This is a genomic window from Steroidobacter flavus (genome assembly GCF_042651805.1).
Classification (GTDB): domain Bacteria; phylum Pseudomonadota; class Gammaproteobacteria; order Steroidobacterales; family Steroidobacteraceae; genus Steroidobacter; species Steroidobacter flavus.
Window position 1 is genome coordinate 1,111,401 of the sequence record NZ_JBHSDU010000014.1, and the last position, 26,807, is coordinate 1,138,207.

At 61.8% G+C, this 26,807-nt stretch carries 18 protein-coding genes; 14 read left to right on the forward strand and 4 right to left on the reverse strand.

From position 1 onward, the window contains the following. The first annotated feature begins 95 nt into the window (after positions 1-95). Positions 96-845, forward strand: a complete 750-nt coding sequence (locus ACFPN2_RS27225; RefSeq protein WP_380602516.1) for a DUF3750 domain-containing protein — start codon at positions 96-98, stop codon at positions 843-845. 15 nt (positions 846-860) lie between these two features. Here the strand turns inward: ACFPN2_RS27225 and ACFPN2_RS27230 are convergent, their stop codons facing one another. Further along, a complete protein-coding gene (locus tag ACFPN2_RS27230) occupies positions 861-1,286 on the reverse strand; it encodes a VOC family protein (protein ID WP_380602518.1) in 426 nt (141 codons plus the stop codon). 99 nt (positions 1,287-1,385) lie between these two features. Here ACFPN2_RS27230 and ACFPN2_RS27235 point away from each other — a divergent pair, with 99 nt between their 5' ends. The 7 genes from ACFPN2_RS27235 (at position 1,386) to ACFPN2_RS27265 (ending at position 14,752) form a co-directional block, all read left to right on the forward strand. Further along, on the forward strand, positions 1,386-2,726 hold the full coding sequence (locus ACFPN2_RS27235) for a 3-keto-disaccharide hydrolase (protein WP_380602520.1): 1,341 nt from the start codon (positions 1,386-1,388) through the stop codon (positions 2,724-2,726). Between the two features lie 9 nt (positions 2,727-2,735). Further along, on the forward strand, positions 2,736-3,881 hold the full coding sequence (locus ACFPN2_RS27240) for a Gfo/Idh/MocA family protein (protein WP_380602522.1): 1,146 nt from the start codon (positions 2,736-2,738) through the stop codon (positions 3,879-3,881). Between the two features lie 233 nt (positions 3,882-4,114). Further along, positions 4,115-6,955 (forward strand): TonB-dependent receptor, encoded by a 2,841-nt coding sequence (locus tag ACFPN2_RS27245; protein WP_380602524.1) that lies wholly within the window; start codon positions 4,115-4,117, stop codon positions 6,953-6,955. A gap of 66 nt (positions 6,956-7,021) precedes the next feature. Beyond that, the gene (locus tag ACFPN2_RS27250; protein ID WP_380602862.1) at positions 7,022-8,341 is read left to right on the forward strand and encodes a Gfo/Idh/MocA family protein; all 1,320 of its coding nucleotides are present in this window, start codon (positions 7,022-7,024) and stop codon (positions 8,339-8,341) included. Between the two features lie 8 nt (positions 8,342-8,349). Next, complete coding sequence (locus ACFPN2_RS27255) at positions 8,350-9,714, forward strand: putative oxidoreductase C-terminal domain-containing protein (protein ID WP_380602526.1); 1,365 nt, start codon at positions 8,350-8,352, stop codon at positions 9,712-9,714. Next, positions 9,711-12,233, forward strand: coding sequence for a DUF7133 domain-containing protein (locus ACFPN2_RS27260; RefSeq protein WP_380602528.1), 2,523 nt, complete (start codon positions 9,711-9,713; stop codon positions 12,231-12,233). The genes ACFPN2_RS27255 and ACFPN2_RS27260 overlap by 4 nt, the downstream gene beginning before the upstream one ends. A gap of 197 nt (positions 12,234-12,430) precedes the next feature. Beyond that, positions 12,431-14,752, forward strand: coding sequence for an MHYT domain-containing protein (locus tag ACFPN2_RS27265; RefSeq protein ID WP_380602530.1), 2,322 nt, complete (start codon positions 12,431-12,433; stop codon positions 14,750-14,752). A gap of 4 nt (positions 14,753-14,756) precedes the next feature. Here ACFPN2_RS27265 and ACFPN2_RS27270 read toward each other — a convergent pair whose 3' ends face one another. Continuing rightward, entirely contained in the window at positions 14,757-15,536 is a 780-nt protein-coding gene (locus ACFPN2_RS27270; protein ID WP_380602532.1) for a pentapeptide repeat-containing protein, read from the reverse strand. Between the two features lie 271 nt (positions 15,537-15,807). Here ACFPN2_RS27270 and ACFPN2_RS27275 point away from each other — a divergent pair, with 271 nt between their 5' ends. The 5 genes from ACFPN2_RS27275 to ACFPN2_RS27295 all read left to right on the forward strand — a co-directional run bounded on the left by ACFPN2_RS27275 (position 15,808) and on the right by ACFPN2_RS27295 (position 23,194). Next, positions 15,808-17,049 (forward strand): porin, encoded by a 1,242-nt coding sequence (locus ACFPN2_RS27275; RefSeq protein WP_380602534.1) that lies wholly within the window; start codon positions 15,808-15,810, stop codon positions 17,047-17,049. Positions 17,050-17,174: 125 nt separating this feature from the next. Further along, on the forward strand, positions 17,175-18,278 hold the full coding sequence (locus ACFPN2_RS27280) for an AraC family transcriptional regulator (RefSeq protein ID WP_380602536.1): 1,104 nt from the start codon (positions 17,175-17,177) through the stop codon (positions 18,276-18,278). A gap of 44 nt (positions 18,279-18,322) precedes the next feature. After that, a complete protein-coding gene (locus ACFPN2_RS27285; RefSeq protein WP_380602538.1) occupies positions 18,323-21,379 on the forward strand; it encodes a YncE family protein in 3,057 nt (1,018 codons plus the stop codon). A 196-nt stretch (positions 21,380-21,575) separates the two neighbouring features. Then, complete coding sequence (locus ACFPN2_RS27290; protein ID WP_380602540.1) at positions 21,576-22,445, forward strand: alpha/beta hydrolase family protein; 870 nt, start codon at positions 21,576-21,578, stop codon at positions 22,443-22,445. A 62-nt stretch (positions 22,446-22,507) separates the two neighbouring features. Continuing rightward, a complete protein-coding gene (locus ACFPN2_RS27295) occupies positions 22,508-23,194 on the forward strand; it encodes a lipase secretion chaperone (RefSeq protein ID WP_380602542.1) in 687 nt (228 codons plus the stop codon). Here the strand turns inward: ACFPN2_RS27295 and ACFPN2_RS27300 are convergent. Continuing rightward, on the reverse strand, positions 23,191-24,282 hold the full coding sequence (locus ACFPN2_RS27300; RefSeq protein ID WP_380602544.1) for a porin family protein: 1,092 nt from the start codon (positions 24,280-24,282) through the stop codon (positions 23,191-23,193). The genes ACFPN2_RS27295 and ACFPN2_RS27300 overlap by 4 nt on opposite strands. Positions 24,283-24,290: 8 nt before the next feature. Next, positions 24,291-25,151 (reverse strand): hypothetical protein, encoded by an 861-nt coding sequence (locus tag ACFPN2_RS27305; RefSeq protein WP_380602546.1) that lies wholly within the window; start codon positions 25,149-25,151, stop codon positions 24,291-24,293. A gap of 247 nt (positions 25,152-25,398) precedes the next feature. On the opposite strand from ACFPN2_RS27305, the gene ACFPN2_RS27310 reads away from it, so the two are divergent. Continuing rightward, positions 25,399-26,748, forward strand: a complete 1,350-nt coding sequence (locus ACFPN2_RS27310; protein WP_380602864.1) for a CHRD domain-containing protein — start codon at positions 25,399-25,401, stop codon at positions 26,746-26,748. Positions 26,749-26,807 lie beyond the last annotated feature (59 nt).

The following is a 26,807-nucleotide window of genomic DNA, read 5'->3' on the forward strand; positions in this document are numbered from 1 at the left end:
CTGTAAGCTGAGGCCTCGGCGGGTGCTGGCGCACCCGCCGCTGTTTGCAATGTCGTTCGATTTGCTGGACGCTACGTTGAGCGGGAGCACGAACGATGACTACCAGACGCCGGCGCATCGGCTGGCTGATTTTACTTTTGCCGCTCTATGCGGCCTGCTCGGCGAGCCATAACGATTGGCGCACGGCCAGCCGCGAGCCCGTGGGCCTCGCCCCCGATCCGGCCAAGACGCCCGAAGCCGTCGTGCAGGTGTATGCGGCACGCACCATCAACTGGAAAGGTTACTTCGGCGTGCACACGTGGATTGCGGTGAAACGCAGCGGTGCATCGGAATTCACAGTGCACGAAGTCATCGGCTATCGATTGCAACGAGATGGAACCACCGTCGTCTCACGCATGCGCCCGCCTGACAGCCGCTGGTTCGGCGCCGAGCCCGACTTGCTCAAAGACGTTCGCGGCCCGGGCGTCGACGCGCTGATCGATCGCATCGACATCGCCATCCAGAACTATCCATACAACGGCACCTATCGCATCTGGCCCGGCCCCAACTCGAACACCTTCACCGCGTTCGTCCTTCGCGACGTGCCCGAGCTGCGCGTCGACTTACCGCCGACCGCGATCGGCAAGGACTATCTCGGCATTGTTCCTGTCGCACTCACGCCAAGCGGCACCGGTGCCCAAGTGAATCTGTTCGGCGTCGCCGGCATTGCAGCGGGTTGGGAAGAAGGCGTCGAGCTGAATTTGTTGGGCCTGACCTTCGGCATCGATCCGGCGAGCCTGTCGATCAAGCTGCCGCTGCTCGGCAGGATCGGTCCGGACGATCACACGCCGGTGATCATTCCGTAGCTCACACCAGCCAGCTCACTTCGCGAACAACTGCCCGATATCCTTGAATGCCTTGAACTCCAGGGCATTTCCGCAGGGGTCGAGCAGGAACATCGTGGCCTGCTCGCCAGTTTGACCTCGGAAGCGAATGTGAGGCTCGATCACGAACCGGATGCCGAAAGACTTCAGCCGTTCGGCCAGCGCCTCCCATTGCTCCCAGGCGAGCACCACGCCGAAATGTGGCACGGGCACGTCATGACCGTCGACGGGATTGGTATGCGCGTGCTCTTGAGAGGCGGTCTTCGGGTGCTCGTGAATGACGAGCTGATGACCGAAGAAGTCGAAGTCCACCCACTGCGCGCTGGAGCGCCCTTCCGCCAGGCCGAAGACTTCGCCGTAGAAGCGGCGCGCGGCGGGCAGATCGTGAACGGGGATGGCGAGGTGGAAGGGCGACAGGCTCATGAATTCATCCTAGCGGGCGATCGCGCCAGCGGACAAGAAAAAATTCGCTATGCTCGGCGCCACGCGCTTGCGACAGTTCTCACTATCGAGGGACTCTACATGAAGTTTGTCCTGACCTGCCTGATGACACTGCCGCTGGTCGCGGGCCTCGCGCACGCCGCCGGCGATAGCGAATGGCAATCGTTGTTCGACGGTAAAACGCTGAACGGCTGGCACGTCGCCAACGGCTCGGCGAAGTACGAAGTGGTCGACGGTGCCATCGTCGGCACGACCACCGCAGGCTCGCCCAACAGCTTTCTCGCCACCGATAAGACCTTCGGCGATTTCGTGCTGGAATTCGAGGCCAGACAGACCGTCGGCCCGACCAACAGCGGCGTGCAGTTTCGAAGCCAGAGCAAACCGGAAGTCATGCAAGGCCGCGTGCATGGCCCGCAGATGGATCTCGATCCGTCCGAGCGCCAATGGACCGGCGGACTGTACGATGAAGCCATGAGCGGCTGGTGGTATCCGGGCACGCTGAATCCCCAGCCCGGGCTCTACAAATTCAACGAGTGGAATCAAATCCGCATCGAAGCCGTCGGCCCGTCCATGCGCACTTGGGTGAACGGCCAGCTTTCCGCGTACGTGCTCGATGCGACCTACCAGGACGGCTTCATCGCGCTCCAGGTGCATTCCATCGACAAGCCCGACGAAGCGGGCCGTCAAATTCATTGGCGCAACTTGCGAATCAAGGAACATCCGACCGCCACGCGCGCCGATGCAAGCATTTTCGTCCGCAACACCCTGCCCAACAACTTGAGCGAAGTGGAGCGCAAACAGGGCTGGCAACTGCTCTGGGACGGCACCTCGACAACCGGCTGGCGCAGCGCCAAGGGCGACGCCTTTCCCACGCGCGGCTGGAAAATCAAAGATGGCGAGCTGATTGTCACCGGCGGCGGTGGTGGCGACGTGGTCACGGAAAAAACCTTCGGCGCATTCGAGTTGCAGCTGGATTTCAAACTGACACCCGGCGCGAACAGCGGCATCAAATATTACGTGGGCGACTATGGCACCGGCGACGCGCTCGGACTCGAATATCAGCTACTGGACGACGAGCGTCACCCCGACGCGAAACAAGGCATCGATGGCAATCGCACGCTCGCGTCCCTGTACGATATCCAGCCTCGCGGCCGGCTGATGTCGAACGTGGGCATCGCGCCGAAGGTCGGCGAATGGCAGCATGCGCGCATCGTCGCCCGGGCAGACGGCACCATCGAGCACTGGCTCAACGGCGTGCAGGTGCTGACATTCAAGCGCGGGTCGGAAGATTTCCAGCGCCGCGTCGCCGCCAGCAAATTCAAGGACATCGCTGGCTTCGGCCAGCTGGAACAAGGCCGGATTCTGCTGCAGGATCATGGCGATGAAGTTCGTTTCCGTAGCATCAAAATCCGTGCGCTTTAGGAACAAGCAATGACCACTGATCGACGCAGCTTCCTGCAATCCGCCGGCCTCGCAGGCATCGCCTCCACTTTGTCATCGGTCGCGTTGGCGGAAGGCACGCCTGCGGTTGAGAAAGCCAGGACCGAGGCGCCCGCAAGCAAACATTCCATTCGCTTCGGCGTGATTGGCCTCGACCACGCGCACATCTACGGCATGACCGCGGCCATGCAACGGGGCGGTGGCCAGCTCGTGGCTGTTTACGGGTCCGATGCGAAACAGATCGCGGATTTTCGCGCCAAGTTCGGCGATGTGAAGGTGGCGCGCAGCGAGGATGAGATCCTGCAGGACAAGTCCATCCAGCTGATTGCCGGCGCGCCGATTCCCGATCAACGCGCGCCGCTCGGTGTGCGCGTAATGAAGGCCGGGAAAGATTATCTCGCGGATAAACCGGGTATCACGACGCTGGACCAGCTGGCCGAGGTGCGCCGGACGGTCGAAGCCACCGGTCGAAAATTCGCCATCATGTATTCGGAACGGCTCGAAGTGCGCTCGGCGGTGTATGCCGGAGAGTTGATTCGCCAGGGCGCGATCGGTCGGGTCATTCAAACCGTCAACCTCGCGCCTCATCGCGTGAATGCGCCGTCGCGACCGGACTGGTTCTGGGACAAGGCTCGTTTCGGCGGCATCCTGACCGACATCGGCTCGCATCAGGCCGATCAGTTTCTGTACTACACGAACAGCACACAGGCGCGCGTCGTGGCTGCGCAGACGGGCAATCTCGCGCATCCGAACTATCCGAAGTTCGAAGATTTCGGCGACATGACAATGACCGGCAACGGCGGCACAGGTTACGTCCGCGTTGACTGGTACACACCCGATGGCTTGAGCACCTGGGGCGACGGCCGCCTGTTTATCCTCGGCACCGAGGGTTATATCGAGCTGCGCAAATACATCAACGTCGCCTCCGGGCTGCCGGGCGGCGATCACTTGTACATCGTCGACCGCAAGCAGGCCCGCTATATCGATTGCAAAGAGGTGGCCCTGCCGTTCGGTCCGCAGTTCGTCACGGACATCGTCGAGCGCACCCAGGTTGCGCAGGATCAGCAACAAGCCCTGCTCGCCGCCGAACTGGTGCTGACCGCGCAACGGGACGCAACCCGGCCAATCCTGGCTTGATTGGCCTGACCATGTTAGCGATCCCAATACAGCATTGACAGGCTTCCCGCGCTGATCTAACAATCTGCTGGTCAGGCCACTTTCCAACGATGAGGGTGGCCGGCCAGGGGGAAAATCCGGTCTGCAAGGTCGCTTGAAAAAAGCGACACGGGCGCGCTCGTCCCGGCAAAACCAAAGCTTCCTCCATGTCGACGGCCCTACATCGTGGTCCACGAGAACGTAAGGAGCTGAAGATGGAACGCGGCATTACTTCGGCCAGCGCGGGAGTGTTGAGCTTGTGCCTGGGCAGCGTCGCCCTGGCACAGGAAACATCCACCGCCAACCCCGGCCAACTCGAAGAAGTCGTCGTCAGCGGCTATCGCGAGAGCCTGGAAATCGCGCTGGACGCCAAGCGCGACTCGGTCAACTTCATCGATTCCATCACGGCGGAGGACGTCGGCAAGCTGCCGGACAACAACCTCGCCGAAGCTCTGCAACGCGTGCCCGGCGTGCAGATCTCGCGCACCAACGGCGAAGGACAGCAAATATCGATACGCGGCATGGGCCCGAGCTTCGCCCGCGTGTTGCTCGATGGCATGCCGGTCTCGGCCGCCTCCGAAGGCAGCGTCGATCAACAAGCGCGCAACCGCGAGTTCGATTTCGATCTGTTGCCCTCGGAAATTTTCAGCATGCTGCAGGTGTCGAAAACCCCGAAAGCCAGCACCACTGAAGGCGGCCTGTCGGGCACAGTGGATCTGCGCACGCCCCGCCCTTTCGATTACCACGACTTCCAGGCCAGCTATCAGCTGAAAGGCGCGTATCAATCCTCGTCCGAGGAAGTCGATCCTCGCGGCAGCTTCCTGGTCAGCAAGAACTGGGATGGCAAGTTCGGCGCGCTGCTAAGCGTGTCGATGTCTCAGCGAACATTCCGTACCGATGGCTGGACCTCGCAGGGCTGGACCTCGGGGCGCATTCCAAACAATCCGCCGGCGGCGGGCTACGCGGGCGGCTTCGATTGGAATCTGCCAAGCGTCAACTCGACGCCCGCGAATCAGCGGCCGGACTACGTCAACGAGTCCGGCTTGACCAACGCGCAACTGGCCAACGCTCAGGTGCCGCGTCTCGGTCGCCCCGAAACGCAAGTCGGCGATCGCGATCGGGTCGGCGGCACCTTGGCATTGCAATGGGCGCCCAACGAAAAGTTAGCGTTCAACCTGGATTTCATTTACGCCAAGCTGGAATCCAACTTCGATCGGTACACCAACAACCTGCTGGTAAGAAACACCACGCCGCAAACCGCGGGAGAGACCGGCTTCGGCTATATCACGCCCAGCAATTTCCAGATCGACGGCAACAACACGTTGACCCATGGCACGCTGCTCAACGCCAAGTTCTGGTCGGAGAATCGTCTGTTCGAGCAGGAGTCCGACTTCAAACATCTCGGCCTCGGCGGCTCGTGGCAGATCTCGGACAGGATCGCACTGGACATGAAGGCCTCGAAGGCGGAATCGGATTTCCGCTGGCGCATGACCACCTACCTGTTTCTGTCGCGACCGGGCACCGTCGACATCGACGTGAACGGCAGCATTCCCAGGATCACCCCGCAGCTCAATCTGGCCGACGCGGGCAACTGGCAATTCGACACGGTTCGCGTGCAGCCGCGCACCCGTGAGGAAGAGAACGAGAATCTGGCGCTCGATCTGAAGTTCGGCGACGACGATCGAAACATTCGGGTCGGCGCGCTGGCCAACAAGTACTACCGCGAGCGCCTTGCCTACTCGTCCTCCGTCGGCGTAACGCAGGGCACCGCGTTGACACCTTTCGGTTACACCGGCGGCGCGAATCTCAACGAGTTCAACATCACCAGCTTCGCCGAGGTGGTGCCGGTGAAGAACTTCGGCAAAGACCTCGACGATCCGGTCGGCTACAACCGCTGGATCGTATCCGACCTCGACGCCTTCAGCCGGATGTTGAATCCGAACGCGCTCGACGCCGCCGCCAATCTGGACTTCCAGAACTCGGGCAGCTTCGAGGAAAAAAACCTGTCGGCGTACGTGGAAGCCAACGGGGAATTCGACTTGTGGGGGCGCACTCTGCGCGTCAACGCCGGCGTGCGCTATGTGAAGACCGAGCACGAGATGGAAGGCTTCATCCGCATCCCGTCGACGCCGCCGGCTGCGGGCAACCTGTTCGGCCTGCGCAAGGAAGATTACGGTCGCAATACCATCGACGGCGAATACAAAGAAACCCTGCCATCTCTGAACCTCGCCTACGATGTGAGCGATTCACTGGTGACACGCCTATCGGTCTCCAGGGCGATGACCCGCCCCAACCCGTCCGACTTGCAGCCGTTCACCTCGATCAGCACCGGCGGTGTCGTCTCACAAGGCAATCCCAACCTCGATCCCTATATCGCCGATCAGCTCGACGGCGGCATCGAATGGTATTTCTCGGAAGGCGGCGCACTGGGCGGCAACCTGTTCTACAAAGAGATCACCGGTTTCGTCGTGCGGCAGAACATTCCGCAGCCGTTCCGGAACGCAGGCGTCCCGCTCGATACCATCACCGATCCGACCATTCTGGCGCTGCTGCCGAACGGCCTCGACACCATCCTGCTGTTCAACACGCCGGTGAATATCGAAGCAGTGACGTATCTGAAAGGCGCCGAGGTGCTGTATCAGCAGCGCCTCGACAAGCTGCTGCAGGGCCTCGGCTTCACGCTGAACTTCACGCGCCTCGATCCGGGCAGCCAGACCATCCTCGGCCTGGCGGAAAATAATTACAACGCCATTGCCTACTATGAACAGGACCGTTACGCGCTCCGGCTGTCGTATAACTATCGTGACGACTACGTCGAATGTGAGCTGAACTGCGGCTCGACTTCGCCGGAGACCGGTTATCGTCGCGAAGCGGGTTATCTGGACTTTTCCGGTAGCGTAAACTTCGAAGCGCTCGGTCAGGAGCTGACCTTGAGCCTGGAAGCGCTCAACCTGACCGATGAGGAAGAATATTCGTTCTACGGTTATGAGAACCGGGCGAATACATTGAACAAACCCGGCCGCCAGTTCATTTTGGGAATCCGCGGCCAGTTTTAGGATGACGACATGAGATCACGACACCCCGCGAGTTCCGTTTCCCGCCGGACCTTTGGCAAGACGCTGATGGGGTTATCGTTACCGCTAATACTGCCCCGCCGGTTGTGGGGAGCCGAGGCCCCCAGCAATCGTATTCGGGTCGGGCAGATCGGCTGCGGTCGAATTGCGCGCGATCATGACATGCCCGGCGTTTTGAAGTCCGGGCTCGCCGACATCGTCGCGGTCTGCGACCTCGATGCGAATCGCGCGGCCGACGGCAAGAAGCGCGTCGAGGAATTGTATCGCGAGATCAATGCAACGCTGCCGACCGTGAGCGTGCACGGCGACTATCGCGAGATCCTTCAGCGCAAGGACATCGACGCGGTCGTCATCAGCACGCCGGATCACCAGCACGCCGAGCCCGCGCTCGCCGCGATCCTGGCGGGCAAGGATGTTTATTTGCAGAAGCCGTTCACGATGACGATCGCTGAGGGCAAGATCCTTCGGGATGCCGTCGCGCGCAGCAAGCGTATCCTTCAAGTCGGCAGCCAGCAGCGCTCTTGGATTCAGTTTCGTCAGGCCGCGGAGCTCGTTCGTTCGGGACGCATCGGGCAAGTGCGCAGCGTCGAGATCGGCTTGCCCATCGATCCCACCGCGCCGGACGATCCGGCGCAGCCCGTGCCGAAGGGCTTCGACTTCGATCGATGGATCGGGCCCGCCGAGCTTGCTTATTACACCGAGCAGCGCGTTCATCCGCGCGTCGGATATACACGCCCGGGCTGGCTGCGTAATGAATCGTTCTGCCTGGGCATGATCACGGGCTGGGGCTCGCATCACTACGACACCATGCATTGGGCGCTCGATCTGGAATCGAGCGGTCCGTCGCGCGTCGAAGGCACGGCCGACTTCCCGACCAACAAGATCTGGAACGTGCACGGTGCCTACGATGTGAAGCTCACGTATCCCGGCGACATCCGCGTGCATGTTTCCGACAAGAACAACAACGGATTGAAGTTCATCGGTGAAGACGGCCGCTGGATCTGGGTCACGCGCGACGGTCAGGCGACCGCCAGCGATCCGAAATCCGGGCAGACGATGCCGCCGCTCGACGCCAGCGATAAACGGCTGCTCGATCCGAAGGGCCTGAAGGTGGAGCTGCCCCGTAGCGACAGTCATCACAGGAACTGGCTGGAGAGCGTGCGCTCGCGCAAGGAACCGCTCGCCCCCGCCCACATCGCTCATCGCAGCAGCAGCGCCTGCATCGTCAGCTGGATCGCGATGAAGTTACAGCGACCGCTGACCTGGGATGTGAAGTCCGAAAGTTTCCTCAACGATGCCGAAGCGAATAAGTGGCTGTCACGTGCCGAACGTGCTCCGTACGGCGTGACCCGGTTGATCAAGAGCTGAACGGCATCATGCGAAATCTGTTGCGGTCCCTGGTCAGCGCGACGCTGATGGTTGGTGTTGTCCTCACTGCTCACGCCGAAGGAGTCACCGGTCCGGTGCGCCTGGTGACGCTCGACCCGGGGCATTTCCACGCCTCGCTGGTGCAGAAGTTCATGTATGAAGGCGTCGATCCGTCGGTGCACGTCTACGCGCCCAAGGGCGACGACGTGCTCGAGCATATGAAGCGCATCGAAGGCTTCAACAAGCGAGCGGACCGGCCCACGCAGTGGCGCACCGAGATCTACACCGGCCCCGATTACTTGCAGCGCATGCTTCAGGATCGAAGCGGCAATGTCGTGGTCATCTCTGGCAACAATGCGCAGAAGGCACAGTACATCCTGAGCTCCATCGATGCGGGCTTCAACGTGCTCGCCGACAAGCCGATGGCTATCACGCCGGCGGATCTGGAAAAGCTCAAGCAGGCGTTCGCACTCGCGGAGAAGAAAGGCACGCTGCTCTACGACATCATGACGGAGCGCTTCGAGATCACCTCCATCCTGCAACGTGAGCTGTCGCAGCGGCCGGAGCTGTTCGGCTCGCTGCTGAGAGGCACGCCGACCGATCCCGCGATTCGCAAAGAAAGTGTGCATCACTTCTCCAAGATCGTGGCCGGCGCGCCGTTGAAGCGGCCGCAATGGTTCTTCGACGTGCATCAGCAAGGCGAAGGGCTGGTCGATGTGACGACGCATCTGGTCGATCTGGTGCAGTGGCAGGCGTTTCCGGAGCAAGCGCTCCAGCCCGAAGACGCGAAGGTTCTCAGCGCCAAGCACAGCCGCACGCCGATCACGCTCGAGCAGTTCAGCAAAGTCACCGGCGCGACGGCGTTCCCCGATTTCCTGAAGTCGGACGTGCAGAACGGCGTGCTGAACGTCTACGCGAATGGCGAGTTCACCTATCGCCTGCGAGACGTGCACGCGCTGATCTCGGTGAAGTGGAACTTCGAAGCGCCTCCGGGCGGCGGTGACACGCATTTCTCGGTGATGCGCGGCTCGAAGGCGACGCTCATGATTCAGCAAGGCGCGGCCCAGCAGTTCAAGCCCGTGCTCTCTATCGAGCGCGCGAAGAACGTGACAGCCGAGGCCTTCGATGCGGCGGTAAAATCCACTATCGAATCCTTACAAAGCAAATATCCGGGCGTGGGCGTGCGGCGCGACGGCGAACGCTGGACGGTGACCGTGCCGGAGACCTACAACGTCGGCCACGAAGCGCACTTCGCCCAGGTCACTGAGAACTTCCTCAAATATCTGCGCTCAGGCAAGCTGCCGGCATGGGAAGTGCCGAACATTCTCACCAAGTACGCGACCCTCATGCAGGCCTATCAGCTCAGCCGATGAGATTTCACAGCGTGGGCCGCGGCATCGTCGCGGCCGTCTGTCTGGCATTGATTCCGGCCTGGCAAGCGCAGGCGCAGAGCGGCGACCGGCCCGGTGAGAAACAACAACCGCCACCGCCGCATATCAAAGCGCCGCCCGCCCCTCCGCTGAATCCGGAAGCCGCGCTGAAAAGTTTGCGTGTCGCGCCTGGTTTCAAGGTGGAAATCGTCGCGAGCGATCCGCTGCTGTTCGATCCCGTCGCCATCACGGTGGGACCGGACGGTCGCATGTGGGTCGTCGAGATGCGCGCTTATATGCCGAACGTCGACGGCGTTGGCGAAGATGCGCCCATCGGCACCATCGCCACGCTCGAAGACACTAACAACGATGGCCGGATGGACAAGCGCACGGAGTTTGCGAGCGGACTGATCCTGCCTCGCGCAATCGCGCTGGTGGCCGACGGCGTGCTGGTCGCCGAGCCCCCGAATCTCTGGTTCATGCGCGACACGAACAACGACGGCAAGGCCGACGACAAACAACTGGTCGCGAACGATTACGGCAACCCGTCGAACCCGGAGCACAGCGCCAACGGACTGCTGTGGGGGTTCGACAATTGGATCTACAACGCCAATCACACAACGCGCTTCCGTTACGAACGCGGACAATGGAAACGCGAGCCCACTTCGTTTCGCGGTCAGTGGGGCATCGCGCAGGATGACTTCGGTCAGCTGTACTTCAACAACAATAGCGTCGCGCTTTACACCGACCCGCTTCCGGCCGAGTACCTGCTCCGCAATCGCAATCTGCCGAACCCGCGCGGCTCGAATGTGCAGCTCGCTCGTGCGTCTGACATATCCGTCTGGCCCGCTCGCGTGACCACCGGCGTCAATCGCGGTTATCAAATCCTGCGGGAAGATGGCACGCTGCCCGTGCTCACTGCCGCCAGCGGCCCCGCCATCTATCGCGGCTCGATGTTCCCGGATAGCTTTCGAGGGGACGCCTTCATCTGCGAGCCCGCCGGCAATCTGGTGAAGCGACTCGTGATTGAAGAGCGCGATGGCGTACCTCGCGTGCGCAACGCCTACGAGCGCACTGAATTCCTCGCCTCCACCGACGAGCGCTTCCGGCCAGTCAATCTTTATAACGGGCCCGATGGTTCGCTGTACGTCGTGGACATGTACCGCGGCATCATTCAGCACCGCATCTTCCTGACGACGTATCTGCGCAATCAGATCAAGGAGCGCGGACTCGAAGCGCCGCTCGGCATGGGGCGCGTCTATCGTATCGTGCCGGAGAATGTTTCTCGTCGTCCCGTTCCGACGCTGGCGAAAGCAACGCCAGCACAACTCGTCAGCGCGCTCGATCACGAAGACGCGTGGGTGAGAGAAACAGCACAGCGCCTGCTCGTCGAACGTCAGGACAGCAGCACGGTATCCGCGCTTCGACGTTTGGTGACAACCTCTTCTCGTCCCGCGACGCGCGTGCATGCGCTGTGGTCGCTCGATGGCATCGGCGCGATCGATTGGCCAACAGCGACAGTTGCTTTGCGCGACGCTGAGCCTCGTGTCGCCGCCACTGCCGTGCGTGTGTCAGAAAAGTTCCTGACGACCGATCCAGAGCGCACGATTGCGGCCTTGCTCGAACGCGCGCGTTGGAATGAGCCGGCGATCGTGCGCCAGGTGGCACTTTCGATCGGCAAGGCTCAAGGCAAGCACGCCGATCCCGCGTTGTTGGAATTGGCTCGACAAGCCGGCGCACAGCCCTACGTCGCCGACGCCATCGTCAGCAGCATCGCCGGTCGAGAATCCATGTTTGTGACTTCGCTGATCGCGACCGAGGGCGCACCGAATATTTCCAACGCATCGCCGGTGTTGGCGGTAACTAGCGCAACCCTGCTGCAATCGGGCGACGCGGAACAGAGCCAGTCGCTGCTCAACCGCCTCACTGAACCGAAAACGAGTGCGTGGGTGCGCACTGCCCTGCTCGATGGCATCGACCGCCTCATCCCTCGCGCCGACGATGGATCGAAACGCGTGGCCTACCTTGCGGTCGAGCCGAAACCGCTGCTCACATATGCATCGAGTGGCGCGACCGATGCGCCGAGAGCCGCACAACTCGCGACGTTCTTGCGTTGGCGCGGCGCCGCTGTGGACATGGCTGCGTCGCTCGCAAAGCTCACACCTGAACAACGCGCGCTCTATGACAAAGGCCGCACTTCATTCGCCGTCTGCGCCGCCTGTCATCAAGACGAAGGCCAGGGAATGAAAGGACTCGCGCCGGCCCTCGCCGGCTCGCAATGGGTCAACGGCTCGCCGCAAGCCCTGGTGCGCATCGTGCTCAATGGCAAGGTCGATCAGCTCGCCATGCCCAGCCTGGCCAGCCTCGACAACGCGACCATCGCATCCATCCTGACTTATGTACGCCGTTCGTGGGGCAATGAGGCGAGCCCGGTCGATGAGCGCACCGTCGAATCCATCCGCAATGTGGTCTCACATCGCGAACAGCCGTGGAGCGACGAAGAGCTTCAGCCGCTTCGTTAACTGTTAAATCTCCTGTCGGCGACTGGCGACATCAGGCGCTGAGTTGTCAACTCTGCGGCCAACCGCAGGGGCCCTCGGGGAATCCGGCAGTCCCTCGGCCCCAAACCGCCTCGTAATACCTGGGCCGTCCTATTGTCTTGCTGATTTTTCTGGCTCTATGCTGGCGGGCCTACAGCACGGATGTGTGCTTAGAAGATATGCACGCGGCCCATCACCCAATTTTCGTCATTCTGTCGGTTCTCACGGCGTGGTTCGGTTCCTGGACCGCGCTCGATCTGTTCCGTCGGGTGCGGGCCCATGGCGGAGCGTGGCGGCTCGCCTGGATCGCCGCGGCCGGCATCGCGCTGGGCTTGAGTATCTGGTCCATGCACTTCATCGCCATGCTCGGCTTCAACCCGGGCAGCGAAGTGCGCTATCAGGTCGGGCTCACGTTGTTGTCGCTGGTCCTGGCGATTGCGACGACCGCGTTCGCGTTCTTTTTTTACTCCCGGCGGCAATCGTTCGCTCGGCAATTGATCAGCGGCGGGATCATGGGCGCCGGCATTTGCACGATGCATTACGTCGGGATGGCGGCCGTGATCACGGGCGTGGTGCTGACCTATAACCCGGCGTATGCGGTGCTCGCCTTCCTGGTGGCAGTGAGCGCATCGACCGGTGCATTGGTGATGGCGGAGAAAAAGACCACGGGAACACAACGTGTGCTCGGCGCCTGTGCATTGGGTTTCGCCATCGTCGGCATGCACTACTCCGCGATGCTGGGCGTTCAGGTCGACGCGGCAACCACTCGCGATATCGAGCCGGCCGGCATCGATACGATCGTACTGGCCATCGGCGTGGCCGCGGGCACCTTCTTCATTTTGTTACTGACGCTGATCGCCGCCCTTCACGATCGTAGACTCGAAGCGTTGGCATTGCGGGCCGCTCTGCAAAGCGAACAACAGCTGCGCGCAGTCCTGGACAATCTGCCGATCGGCGTGCTGGTCGCGGCCGCGCCCGCCGGCGAGATTCGGTTTGCAAATGCCGAGGCGGAACGTTTGCTGGGCCGGCCGATCGAGGCGCAAGCGATTTGGGATCAGCAGATCGCCGGCGGCGTGGTCGACCAGATGGGCAACCAGCGGCCGCCCAAAGACTATGTGCTCTATAAAGCGATGACCGAAGGCCGTCGCATCGGCCCGCACCTGCAAAGCTATCGCCGGCCCGACGGCGAAGTCGTGCAGTTCGAGACCACTGCGGCTCCAGTGCAAGCGACCGGCGATGCTCCACTCACGGTCGCTGCGTTTCACGACGTCACGGCCAAGCTGGCCGCCGAACAACGAGCCGCCGATGCCATCGCCGCGCAGTCCGAAGCGGAAGCGGCTCTGATGCACGCTCAACGACTCGACGCGCTCGGCCGCTTGACCGGCGGCGTCGCGCACGATTTCAACAATCTGCTGACGGTGGTCATCGGCGCACTGGATGTCATTCTCAAGCATCCAGAGAACGCGGCCCGTCGCAAACGGCTCGGCGAAGCTGCGCTCGCCGCCGCACGCCGTGGTGAACGACTCACGGCGCAACTGCTTGCATTCGCTCGTCGTCAACCGCTGCAGCCGCAGGCCTGCGATCTCAACGTCCTGATCCGCGAGTGCGAGCCGCTGTTGAAACGCGCGACCGGCGAATCGATCTCGCTGGTGATGCGTTTGTGCTCCGACGAAGCGGTCGCGCTGATCGATCCCGCGCAGTTCGAAGCGTCGATGTTGAATCTGCTGGTGAACGCGACCGATGCCAGCGTCTCCGGCAGCGAAATCATCGTGCAGACCAAGGTCGTGGAGCTGGCGGCCGACGAATTGCCGAATCTGGCGCGAGGCCGCTACCTGGAAGTGAGCGTCGCCGATCGTGGCGAGGGCATGAACGAAGCGGTGATGAGCCGGATCTTCGAGCCCTTCTTCACGACCAAGGCGGCCGGCAAGGGCACCGGGCTCGGCCTGAGTCAGGTGTATGGATTCGTGCGTCAGTCCGGCGGCGAAGTCGAAGTGCGCAGCGTGCTGGGCGCGGGCACGACGTTCAGCATCTATTTACCGATCGGTGCCACCCTGCCCGTGCCGGAGTCGACGCCCGATCGCATCGTCCAACCGGTGAACACGGGTTGGAATGTTCTGCTGACCGAAGACGATCCTTCGGTCGGTGGCATCGTGGAAGTCATGCTCGCGGATCTCGGCTACCGCGTGCTTCGTGCCGCGAATGCGGAGGAAGCGCTGCGCGTTCTGAACTCGGATGTGAGCATCGACGTACTGCTGAGCGATGTGGTCATGCCCGGCGGCATCAGCGGCGTGGAACTGGCCAAACAAGCCCAGCAGCTGCGACCGGGCATCAAAATCCTGCTTAGCTCCGGCTATGCCGGAGAAACATTGGAAGAATCGCTCGCGCACGGCGGCGACTGGCCCTTCCTCAGAAAACCTTATCTGGCGAACGAGCTGGCCGATGCGCTGGAGGGACTGCGCGGCCCCGGTGGCGACGATCACCTCGAACGGCGAACTGGCTGACGCCTCACTGATCGAAAGTCGCCGTCTCCTTGCCTTTCGTCGAGTCGAGCCCGAGCACTTTCTGCATCCCCATCGCCCCGACGAAGATGGCGTTGTGAATTTCGGCGTCGGTCAGATTCGCGCCGTCGAGCCACGCATTCCCCAAGTTGGCTCCCGTCAGATTGGTTCGACTCAGATTGGCGCGAGTAAGATCGGCCTCGCGCAGATCGGCATAGCTCAAGTCCCCTCGCGACAGATCCGCACCGATCAACTTCGCACCTTTGAGCGAGGCATGCGTGAGCACGATCCGGATCAATCCCATCGGCTGATTCCGCATGTCCGCGCCCGACTTCAACTCGGATAAATTCGCGCCATCCAGATTGGCGGAGTCGAGCTTACTCATGAGCCGCGCGCCGCGCAGATTCGCTCCAGACAGATTGGCTCTGTCCATCAACACGCCGAAGATGCTCGACTCACGCAGGTCCGCGTTGACCAGCACGGTGCCTCGCATCAGCGTCAGATCCAGATTGCAGTGAGCCAATCTGGCATTGGAAAGATTGGCGCCGTCGAAGTTGGCACCAAACAATCGGGCACCGCGGAAATCGACACCGGACAGATCGACACCCGCCGCTTGCAGATTGGAAAGGTCCTTGGTGCCGGACTCGAGCTGCGATATCACTTGTTGCCGGGTGACCGGCTCCGCAGCAAATAACGAATCGGCGGCACATATGAGATAAGCCAGCCACAGACCGACGACGATCGGCCTGCAATGCCACAAAGCGTGTGGATGTTTCCTGGAAAGCACGTATCGGCTCCGGCCCAGAAACGTTACATCGCTGCGATGACTGTATCACTGTGCCGGTGTGTGCCGTAACACTGTCACCCACTGACACATTGTGAGCTGTTGCTCCAACCACACGACCGCGCACTCCATCCGCTCTTCGTTGCAAACAATGCGCCGATGCATATCGATTGCCTACGGACCGAGCGCGATGTGCAAGCGCACCGAGCCAATCCCAAAGTGGCATAGCCCTTGCTACAAGTGGGCAACGGGCAACACCGTTCAGGGGATAATCATGCGCATCAAAGAACGCAGAGATGGATCGACGCATATTTTGTGGTACACGGCAGCAGCCGTATTCGTAGCAAGTATCTCGCCACGCCCCGCAGCAGCAGTCGAAGTCGCCGCCGGCGATTGGAAACTGACCGCCAGCGGCAACGTGAATGTTTACTACATCCATTCCAGTTGCGAAGACCAGACAACGCTAGGTATTACGGGCGGCCTCGCCTGTCGCGGCGCCGCCGGCGTGACCGACACCTCGTCGATCAGCAACGGCCTCCTGCCAGCCGCGCTCGCGATCGGCGCATCGACCACCCAGAAAGGCCTGGATCTGTCGGTGACTTTCGGCTTCTATCCCGGCATCAGCACCAACGACGGCAGCCCGAATCTGCAGCAAGGCGCGCCGTTGCTGAATACCGCGCTGGGCACGACTGCCATCGACATGCGCCAGGTCTTCATGACGTTCGGTAACAAACAAATCGGCGAGTTCAAGCTCGGGCGTGACATCGGCCTGTTCGGCGCCGATGCGATCTTGAACGACATGACGCTGCCCGGTGTCGGCGGGGGCAACGGCAACTATGCGGCGCCGGCCAACACGTCACTGGGCTCGATCGGCCTGGGTTACATCTATGCGGACTGGCTCGGCCAGATCAACTACACGACGCCGAGCTTCGGTGGCTTCAAGCTCACGGTCGGTGTGTTCGATCCGCTCGAGCCCATCACCCAAGGCACGCCGACGCCGGAAGGCAGTCCCGGCTACCATGCCAAGGTCGCGTTCAAAGCGGACAAGTTCTATCTGTCCGCCAGCTTCATCTCACAGAAGCACGAAGGCCCGCTCAACGTCGGCGACTTCGACAGCACTGGCTGGGACGCCGGCGGCAAGGTCACGCTCGCCGGTCTGGAAGTGATGGGCTGGTACTACAGCGGCAAAGGCATGGGCACGACCGCGTTGTACCTGTTCGGCGCGACCGCCCTCGGTCAGGAACGCGACTCCGATGGCTTCCTTGCTCAGGTCACTTATAAATTCGGCGATCTCAAAGTCGGCGTGAACTACGGCGAGAGCAATCTGGATCTGGCTTCCGGCGAGGCCCCTTCGGACCTGGTGAAAAAGAACGACAAATACACCGGCGGCGTCTATTACTCGTTGACCGAGAATCTGACGCTGATCGGCGAATACTCCAAGATCAAAGCGGAATCTCACAACGGCATCAAGAACGAAAGCGACAATTTCAACCTCGGCGCTTATCTGTCGTTCTGAGGAACGGCACTGGCGGGCGGCGCTCTGCGGAATCGAGCGCCGCCCGATGACAACGTTCTCGACCCCGTGCTATACGAGCAACGCCCGCCAGGACGAGCGGCCTCGGTAGCGCACGGGGGAAGGACATGGACGCCGACGCAGCTGTCATTCCGCTGCAGCTTCATCCCTTGGGATTCATTGAAGCGTTCACGCAACTCGGCGCGAATCTCACCGCTCTGCTACGCGGCACTGGCATCTCGCACGCGATGCTCGACGATCCGCGAGCCCGCATTTCATATGCTCAGCAAGCGCGGCTGATTGGCAACGGGTTGGCGCGATGCCGTCAGCCCGGGCTCGGCCTGATCGTCGGTCAGATGTTCGATTGGAGTTATTACGGGACCGTCGGCGGCGTCGTTCAATGCAGCCCCAGCCTGCGTGCCGCCGGCGAAGCATTCCAACGTTATCTGATGATCGCGCAACCTTGGTACGCATTCCGCGGCCGGCGGCCGACAACATATCTGGATCTCGACGGCATGATCGTGTGCCCGCTCCACTGCTTTCCGGCCGGCGAGGCTTCCGCGCCATTGCGTCAGTTCGAAGGCGAATTCCGACTCGCCACGCAACTTCGCCTCTGGGATTCCTGTGGCAACAAAGCGGCACCGGACACGTCCATTCATGTGTGCCTCAGTCACGGCGAGCCCCGCCATGTCCACCTGTATCACGCACTCCCCTGCAGTTCGATTCGCTTCGACTGCGCCCGCTCATATATCGCCGCGCATCGACACTTCGTCCTGGAGCCGTTCCGTCCGTTTCGTCGCCGCGCGTTCGACCGCATCATCCAACGCTGCGAGCAGGAACTGAACGAGTCGCAAGTCGAGCCCAGTTATCGAGCGAAGGTGCGCTGGCATGTGTTCGCCGGATTCAACAAGCGTCCGCCTCTCAAAGAGATTGCGTCGATGCTGAGCGTGACGCCCCGCGCTCTGACACGGCGGCTCGCCAGCGAAGGCGCGACCTTTCGCGGCATCGCTCATGAAGTTCGCATGGAGCTCACGGCACATCATCTGCGCTGCTCGCACTTGAGCGTCGATCAGATTGCGGAACTGATGGGCTTTTCGTGCGCGTCGAGCCTTCGTCGCGCCATACGGAACTGGAGCGGAATTGCAGCCGGCGCCATGCGAGCGACGCCGCCTGAGAAAGTCACGCGCCAATTAGCGACTAAAGCGGTAAGTCGTGTCATAGCGCGCTCGTAGCACCACTCCTTAGGATCGGCCCGTCACATCAGGGGGGACGATCCATGAAGCATCCATGCCTCGGAATTCTGCTCGCCATGTCGGCGCCACTCGTGCACGCCGATGTGATTTTCCAGGAAGCCTTCGGCTCCGGCCTGGGGCAGTTCACATCGACCGGCACTGTATCGACAACGACCGGCGCCGCCCGCATGCGCGGCAGCTTGCTTGGCGAGGATGGCGCGATCGTGTCGACAGCCATCAATGCGCAAGGTTTCACTGACATTTCCCTGAGCTTCGATCGCTCGTCGTCGGGGCTGGATCTCGGCGAGGCCGGCACCGCGGCGGTCTCCATCAATGACGGCGCCTTTGTCACGCTCGAGTCGAGCCGAACGGTGTCCGGTAGAGCCACCTATTCTCTCGGTGCTTCGGCGGCGAATGCCACACGCATCGTTCTGCGCTTCAGCGTCAGTGCGAACAGCACGCTCGAAACCTACGACGTGGACAACGTCGCGCTGTCAGGCACTCGAGGCGGCGGCAACCCTGGCGGTCCGCGACCGGCGCTCGGCGAGTTCGTGACATTCGAGACCGGGCAAGTCCGGCCGCTCGCATTGTCCAGCAACGGCTCGCGTTTGTACGCCGTCAACACCCCGGACAATCGCGTAGAGGTCTTCGACACGACCGGCGCCACACCGATTCCGATCGAGTCGATTCCGGTGGGATTGGAACCGGTCGCGGTGGCCCTCGCCAACGACAACGAGCTGTGGGTCGTCAATCATCTCTCGGATAGCGTGAGCATCATCGACGTGTCGTCGAGTCCGGCGCGAGTCGTCAATACGCTGCTGGTTGGCGACGAACCACGCGACATCGTATTCGCCGGCACTGCCAATGCCTGGGCATTCATCACCGCCGCCCATCGCGGCCAGAACGCCCCGTTCAATCCACAGCTGACGACGGCAGGCGTCGGTCGCGCCGATGTCTGGGTCTTCGCTCGAAACAATCTCGGCACGAAACTCGGCGGCGCGCCCGCCACTGTTCTCAACATGTTTGGCGACACGCTGCGCGGACTGGCGCGAACGGCGGATGGCAGTCGCGTGTACGCCGCCGTGCTGAACTCCGGCAATCGAAGCACGGTGCTCACAGATGACATCGGCGAAGGCGGCATCTCCAAGCCACCGCCATTCAACGCAGCCGACGGCACCACGCAGCCAGGGACCGGGCTGATCGTGCAGTTCAATGGTACGAACTGGCTCGACGGCGGCGATCCGCGGACCGGCGTGGCACCGCAGATCTGGAACAATCGGGTGAAGTTGAATCTGCCCGACTACGACGTGTTTGCCATCGATGCGACGGGCACGTTGCCCCAGGTCACGAGCCGGATCAGCGGCGTCGGCACGACGTTGTTCAACGTTGCGGTGAATCCGCGCACCGGTGTCGTCTACGTCAGCAACACTGAGGCGTTGAACCGTACGCGATTCGAAGGCCCAGGCACCCGCGCGACCACAGTTCGCGGTCACTTCGCAGAAAGCCGAATCACAGTCATCAACGGCACCTCGGTCGCGCCCCGTCATCTCAATAAACACATCACGAGCTATGCCAGCAGTGTCGGCACGGCTGCGGAACGCGCGCTGAGTCTGGCCACGCCGCTTGAAATGGCCGTGAGCGGTGACGGCAACAACTTGTTTCTGGTGGCGATGGGCTCGAGCAAGCTCGCTCGCTTCAACACCGCGCAGTTGGAGGCGAACACGTTTACTCCGGCAGCCGCCAATCAGCTGACACTTTCCGGCGGCGGCCCAACCGGCGTCGTGCTGGATGAGACGCGTGGGCGCGCCTACGTGCTGACGCGCTTCGACAATGGCATTTCCGTCGTCAACACGGCGCAATTCACCGAGGCCGCGCACATCCGCATGTTCAATCCCGAGCCAGCGGTGATCACGAGCGGCCGGCCATTCCTGTACGACGCCAATCTCACGTCGAGCCGCGGCGACTCGTCGTGCGCCGGCTGCCACATCTTCGGCGACATGGATCATCTCTCCTGGGATCTCGGCAATCCCGACGAGACGCTGGTGCAGAACCCGACGCCGTACAACGCCAACATTCCGATCATCGGTCGCAATCGGAATCTGCATCCGATGAAGGGACCGATGACGACTCAGAGTCTGCGCGGCTTGAAAGGCAACGGCCCGATGCATTGGCGCGGCGATCGCACCGGCGTAAACCGTGACGCGAACGAAACGCTCGAAGAACAGTCCTTCGAAGACTTCAACGTCGCATTCACCGGCCTGCTCGGCCGCTCGTCGCAGCTCACCGATGCGGAGATGGATGCGTTCGCGAAGTTCGCGCTACGACTGACCTATCCGCCGAACCCCATCGCGAATCTGGACAACACGCTCACTACCCTTCAGGCGCAGGGTCAGCAGATCTATAACACCGTCACTTCCGACACGCTGACCACGTGCAACGGTTGTCACGTCGTGAATCCGGCGCAAGGCCGCTTCGGCACCGACGGCACGATGGCGATCGAAGGCGCGGGCGTCGATGAAGACTTCAAGATTCCGCATCTACGGAACATGTATCAGAAGGTCGGCATGTTCGCCGAGAACACGCAGACCTCCTCGGCCGTGCTCGGCGATCAGATTCGGGGCTTCGGCTTCGACAACTCCGGTGCGTCAGGCACGGTCAGCTTGTTCTTGAGCGCACCGGTGTTCACCTTGAATGCGACTCAGCGATCTCAGGTGGAGCAGTTCGTCCTGGCCATGCCGTCCGAGATGAATCCCATCGTCGGTCAGCAAGTCACGGTGACGCCGGCGAACGTGACGCAAAGTGATGTGGTCGCGCGCGTGAATCTCCTCGTCCAGCGCGCGTTAGTCACGAGCCCGCGGCCGGAATGTGAGCTGGTCGCCAGGGCAGTGATTCAGAACGTCGCCAAGGGCTGGATCATGAAGAGCAATCAGAGCTTTGTGCCGAACGCCGCGTCCGAAGCGGCACTGACGCTGCAAGGGTTGTTGAATCAAGTGAGCTCGGCGGGAACGACAGTGACCTTCACCTGCGCGCCGCCGGGAAATGGCTCGCGCATCGGTGTGGATCGCGATTCGGACAACGTGCTCGATCGGGATGAGACCTAAGCGTCCGATACTCCATGAAGCCCATGACAGAGCAGCAAATGAAATTGACGTTTCGGGGCGTATTTGCCCATCTATGGTAATTCGGTGGACGACCGTGCTATATCCCCTCCGCCGTCAATTCCGTCACGAGCGACCTGCAGCTGCAGAACGGAACACGCGCAAATCATCAACATGCACGATGCATCAGGGGATACACATGGAAAGGAAGAACATCCGCCGCAGATGGGCCATCGGACTGGGTTTGCTGGTGCTGGCCGCCGGCGCGCACGCGCAAACGAATCCCTATCAAAAGGGACCCGATCCAACTTCCGCGTCGTTGAATGCAACGAGCGGTCCGTTCAGTGTCGCAACCTCCAGCGTGTCGAGTCTCGGCGCGGTCGGTTTCGGTGGCGGCACGATCTACTACCCGACCGCTACCGGCACGTACGCCGTGCTGGCGATCTGCCCGGGCTTCACCGCGACTCAATCTTCGATCGCGTGGCTCGCGCGCCGTATAGCGACGCACGGCTTCGTCGTGATCACCATCGATACCAACACCACGCTCGATCAACCGCCGAGCCGCGCGACGCAGTTGATGGCGGCGTTGAACTACGTCACCAACTCCAGCAGCGCCGCTGTTCGTGCCAAAGTCGATGCGTCCCGTCGCGGTGTCGCCGGTCACTCGATGGGCGGTGGCGGAACGTTGTATGCCGCTCGTGATAATCCGTCGTTGAAGGCGGCGGTGCCGTTAACGGCATGGAGCACGCTGAAGTCTTTCTCGAGCATGCAGGTGCCGACGTTGGTGGTGGGTGCGGAGGCCGACACAATTGCGCCGGTCGCGTCGCATTCCATTCCGTTCTACAACAGCCTGTCGGACTCTCTCGACAAGGCCTACGCGGAGCTGAACGGCGGCACGCACTTCGCGCCCAACAGCACCAGCACCCCGATCGGCCGCTACTCGGTGGCCTGGGTCAAGCGTTTCATGGACAACGACACTCGTTACACGCCGTTCCTGTGCGGCGCGCCTCATCAGAGCTACGCCACGGCGCTGGTGTTCTCGGACTATCGTTCGACCTGTCCGTACTGAGAGCCCTCGCCAGGATGGCGGCCGCAACGCCGCCATCCTTTCCGACCGAGTCAGGAGCGACCATGCGACATCGGGTTCTGGCCATCGTTTGTTTGCTCGTCGCCGTTGGCGCGGCGATCTTTTGGTGGCGGCGTCCGGAGGTTCAGCCGCCGGCTGAGCCACAAACATCGGCGACGCTCGCTGAAGGATCGACAACAAAGGCTGTCGCGGAGGAAGCGCCCGATACAAACATCGTCGCCCCCGACGCCGCTCCGCCATCAGACTCAACTCCGGGCAAGACCGACGCGAAACAACCGTTCCGCGTCGATAGCACCGGCAAGCTGGTCGTCGATGAACAAACTCGCCTCAACATGGAAGCGTTGTTCGCTCAGACGGACCGCGCCGACTTACCCGAAGCCCAACAGAACGCCACTGCGACACTGCCACCCGCCGCTGCCACCGAAGCCACGGCCTTGCTCGAGCGCTACGACAACTATTCCAAAGCACAGCGACAGTCGTATCCACCCGGCATCGCGCCGGCCACCGAGGAAGCCGCGCTCGCCGAGCTGGACGGTCTGCACGCGTTACGCGTCGCTCACTTCGGCCCCGACGTGGCCAAGGCGCTCTACGGCGTCGAAGAAGACACCACGCGCTCGCTGATCGATCTCATGCGTCTGGAAAAGGATCAAAGTTTGACCCTTCCAGAGAAAGCTGAGCGTGCGCAACAGCTCCACGACGGGATCACGGCCCGGCAACAGCGCCGGCCCTAGAAGAATCCATTCACCTGCGCGAAATAAATCTTCCGGTTCTGCAAATCGTTCTGAGGAATGCCGTCGTACACGCGTGCACCGACGCGCAGCTGTAGAAACTGGAACGGCACATATTCCCAAACCAGGCTGAACCGGTTCTGCTCGTCTTCGTCCACGTCGGTATCGGGCTCGAACACTTCAGCGGTGAGCTTGAGATTCTGGCCACGGGTGATCAGCCAGTTGCCCTCGATCAATCCCACCCATTGTTTGCGTTCGGTCGGGCCGAGCGTTTCGTCCTTCAGATAGTCGGCTTCGGCGAGCCAGGCGATCGGGCCGGTGCGAACGCCCGCGAACACGCCCTGCATCTGGCGGTTGCCTTCGTCCGTGTGGTTGTAATTGAAGCCCGCGCCCACGCGCCAGATGCTCTGCACGTGCTCGGCTCGCAAACTCACCTGCTTGCCCTCGTCAGTCTCGGGGCCGCTGGCCGTGCCGTTGGAGACGGCGAGTTGCGCGGACCATTGGGCCGATTCATATCCCACCTGCACGCCGCGATCGGGCGTCGCAAAGTTGATGCCGGTCACCTGACGAATGAACGCATCGTCATCTTCGAGCCGCAAGCCGTACGGCAAATAGAACTGGCCCATCTGAACGTTCCATTGCTGATCTTTGGTCGTGTAACGAGCGAACGCCTCCAGGTTGGTACTGCCGCCCGGCGCGAGGCGTTGATCGATGTAAACAGCCAGGCGATCGGGAATCGCGGTGACCGCAAGGTACGCACGCAACTCTTGAAGCTCGAACTCAGAGGCAGCGCGCGTATTCGGCACATCGGTGTAAGTTGCATTCGCGCGCAGATTGCCACCGAGCGCGACAAATGAATTCAACACACCGGTCCATGCATCCGTTCCCGTGCCTTCGATTCGACGTGCCGGCAACGCGCTCTGTGCCCACGCATTACCGAAAGCGTTCCGCATGCCACCGCCGGTCGGATTGAAATGACAGCTCGCGCACTTCAGTCCTTCGCGAACGGCAAAGTACGGCTCGGCCTGGGCAACGTGCGCGCTGGCGAGGACGACGAAGGCGACGAGCGCGCAGATCTTCCGAAACACCATGCTCGACCTCATCGCGTCATCTCCACCGTGAAGCGCAATACAAAATCCCCGCCGGGCACACCGTCGCCATCGCCGTCGATGGGACGGGCCTGCATATCGGCCAGTGCGACCGGTTCGGTGCCACTGATGCGTAACTCATAAGAGTCCGCGGCGAGCGGCGCACGTGGAGTAATCGATAGAACAGTGGGCAGATCGGAGCGAACCGTCGCGTCGACGGGCACCGACACTTCGTTGCCGGAATCGAAGTTGCCGTCGCCGCCGCTGGCGCGCAGCTGAATCAGATTCGATTGCAGCAGCGACGCGTCGAGCTGGACGTCCGAGACGACGACAATGTCGCGCACAGGCGCAGGCACCGTCTCGTCGCGCGCGGGCGAGACAGCCGTCAGCGTCACTAACTCAAAGCGCGTCTTCGAGCCGCCGCCACCGCCGCCCGCGCTCGTGCTATTCGGCGCGCCATCCGTAATCCACTGTCGAATGACCGCGATCGTCTCTGGCGGCAAGGCAGGTTGATTGAGCGGCATGCGCCCGCCGCGTGCCGCCGTGCCTTCCAGCTTTTGAATCAGATAACTCGCGTTGGGATTGCCTGGCTGCACTCGCCGCAGCTCCGGCACTTCGACACTCGGCGCATTTACGAGCAGCGCATAGGACGCGCCTTCGTCGAGCCTCAATCCCAACGGCGCAGCCGCACCCGCATGACAGGCGGTGCAAACAGGCGTGAAGACATTCGCCTGAATGGATTGAAACGTTGGCTGCAACGTGCCGGTACTTTCTCCTTCCGGTCGACCGTTCTCATCCAGTCCTTTGCCGTCGCCAGCGCAACCGGCGAGTGCACACGTCATGCACATCGCCAAGAGCTTCGCCTTTCTCATGCATCACCCAGGCGTTGTTGTTCGTCGCATGAGTGCCCGCGCACGCGCGTCGAGTTCAATGGCCCGCGTTGAACTTTCCAAACGACGCTCAGGTACTCATGAGCACAACCCTTGACAGTCACGCTCGTGGGGAATCGACATGCAGCTACGAAGAGCCGTGCAAATTTCACTCGCGGTCGCAACGATCGTGGTCAGCGGCTGCGGCGGAGGTGGCGGAGGCTACGGAGGCGGAAGTTCGAGTCAGGGCATGTCGCAAGCCGCGGCACCGACAGCAACGGTGACTGCACCGAGCGGGCCCTCTCTCAACAGAACCGTGCAATTGACAGCCACCGCTACCGCTGGCGCAGGTATCAATCGCGTGGAATTTCTCGTCGACGGTAACGTCATCGCGACCGACACCACCGCTCCCTACGAGGCGAGCTGGGACACATCGACAGTCGCCGATGGCTCGCATTCACTCACCGCACGCACGGTCGACAGTGCAAATGCTTCGACGACATCAACCGCAGTCTCGATCACTGTGCTCAACCTCCCCGTGATCGATGTGACGACAACTTCGGCCGAAGTGTTTCCGAGCACAGGCTCCGCTGCCACGGGCACCGGACAGCTCACGTTCAATCTGGTGACAGGCGCCGTGACAGGAGGTGTGACACTCACAGGCATCACGGCGACGATGGCGCACATTCATAACGGCATCGCCGGCACCAATGGACCGGTGATCGTCAACTTCGTGCAAAGCGGCACTGATCCGAATCGCTGGGACGCCGAATCCGGCGCCACGCTGACGGCCGACCAGGTGACCGCGCTGCTCGCCGGTCAGTTGTATGTAAACGTGCACACCGCCGCCTTCCCCAACGGCGAGATTCGCGGACAGATCCGGCCGCAAGGAATCGCCGTCGCCGTGGCGACATTAGATGACAGCCAGGTGGTGCCGCCTGTGACCAACTCGGCCACCGGCTTCGCCGCCATGACCGTCAACGAAACAGCGAACACGGCGACGGTGCATGTGCAAACAACCGGCGTGGACGATGCAACCGAAGCTCACGTGCACAACTCACCTGCCGGCCAGAATGCGTCCGCGCCATTGTTTTCGTTGATGAAGGACCCGACCGCCCCCACGCATTGGCTGCTGGAAGGACAAGCGGTCACGCAAGCCGATCGAGATGCGCTGGCCGCTGACAATCTGTATGTCGATGTGCATACGCCGGCCGCACCGGCTGGCGCACTGCGCGGTCAGCTGTCGCTGAATACCGAGCCCGCGACCAACACCGCACCGACACTCACCCAACTGCAATCCACGATCTTCACGCCGATTTGTTCGGGATGTCACACCGGCGGTGGCAGCTCGCTGCCCTCTTCGATGAACTTGAGCAACGCCGCCGCAACGTTTGCTGCGATTGTAGGTGTCGCAAGTACAGAACAGCCTTCGGTGATGCGCGTCAGCGCCGGCAATCCGGATACGAGTTATCTGGTTCACAAAGTCGAAGGTGCGTCCGGCATCAGCGGCGGTCGCATGCCGCTGGGCGGCGCGCCACTCGATCCGGCATTGATCGCGAATCTTCGGGCGTGGATCACGGCGGGTGCCCAAAACAATTGATGCAAGCGAAGCCTTTGACCTTGGGCAACGACTTTTGACAGTACGCATCGGGCCGTCGA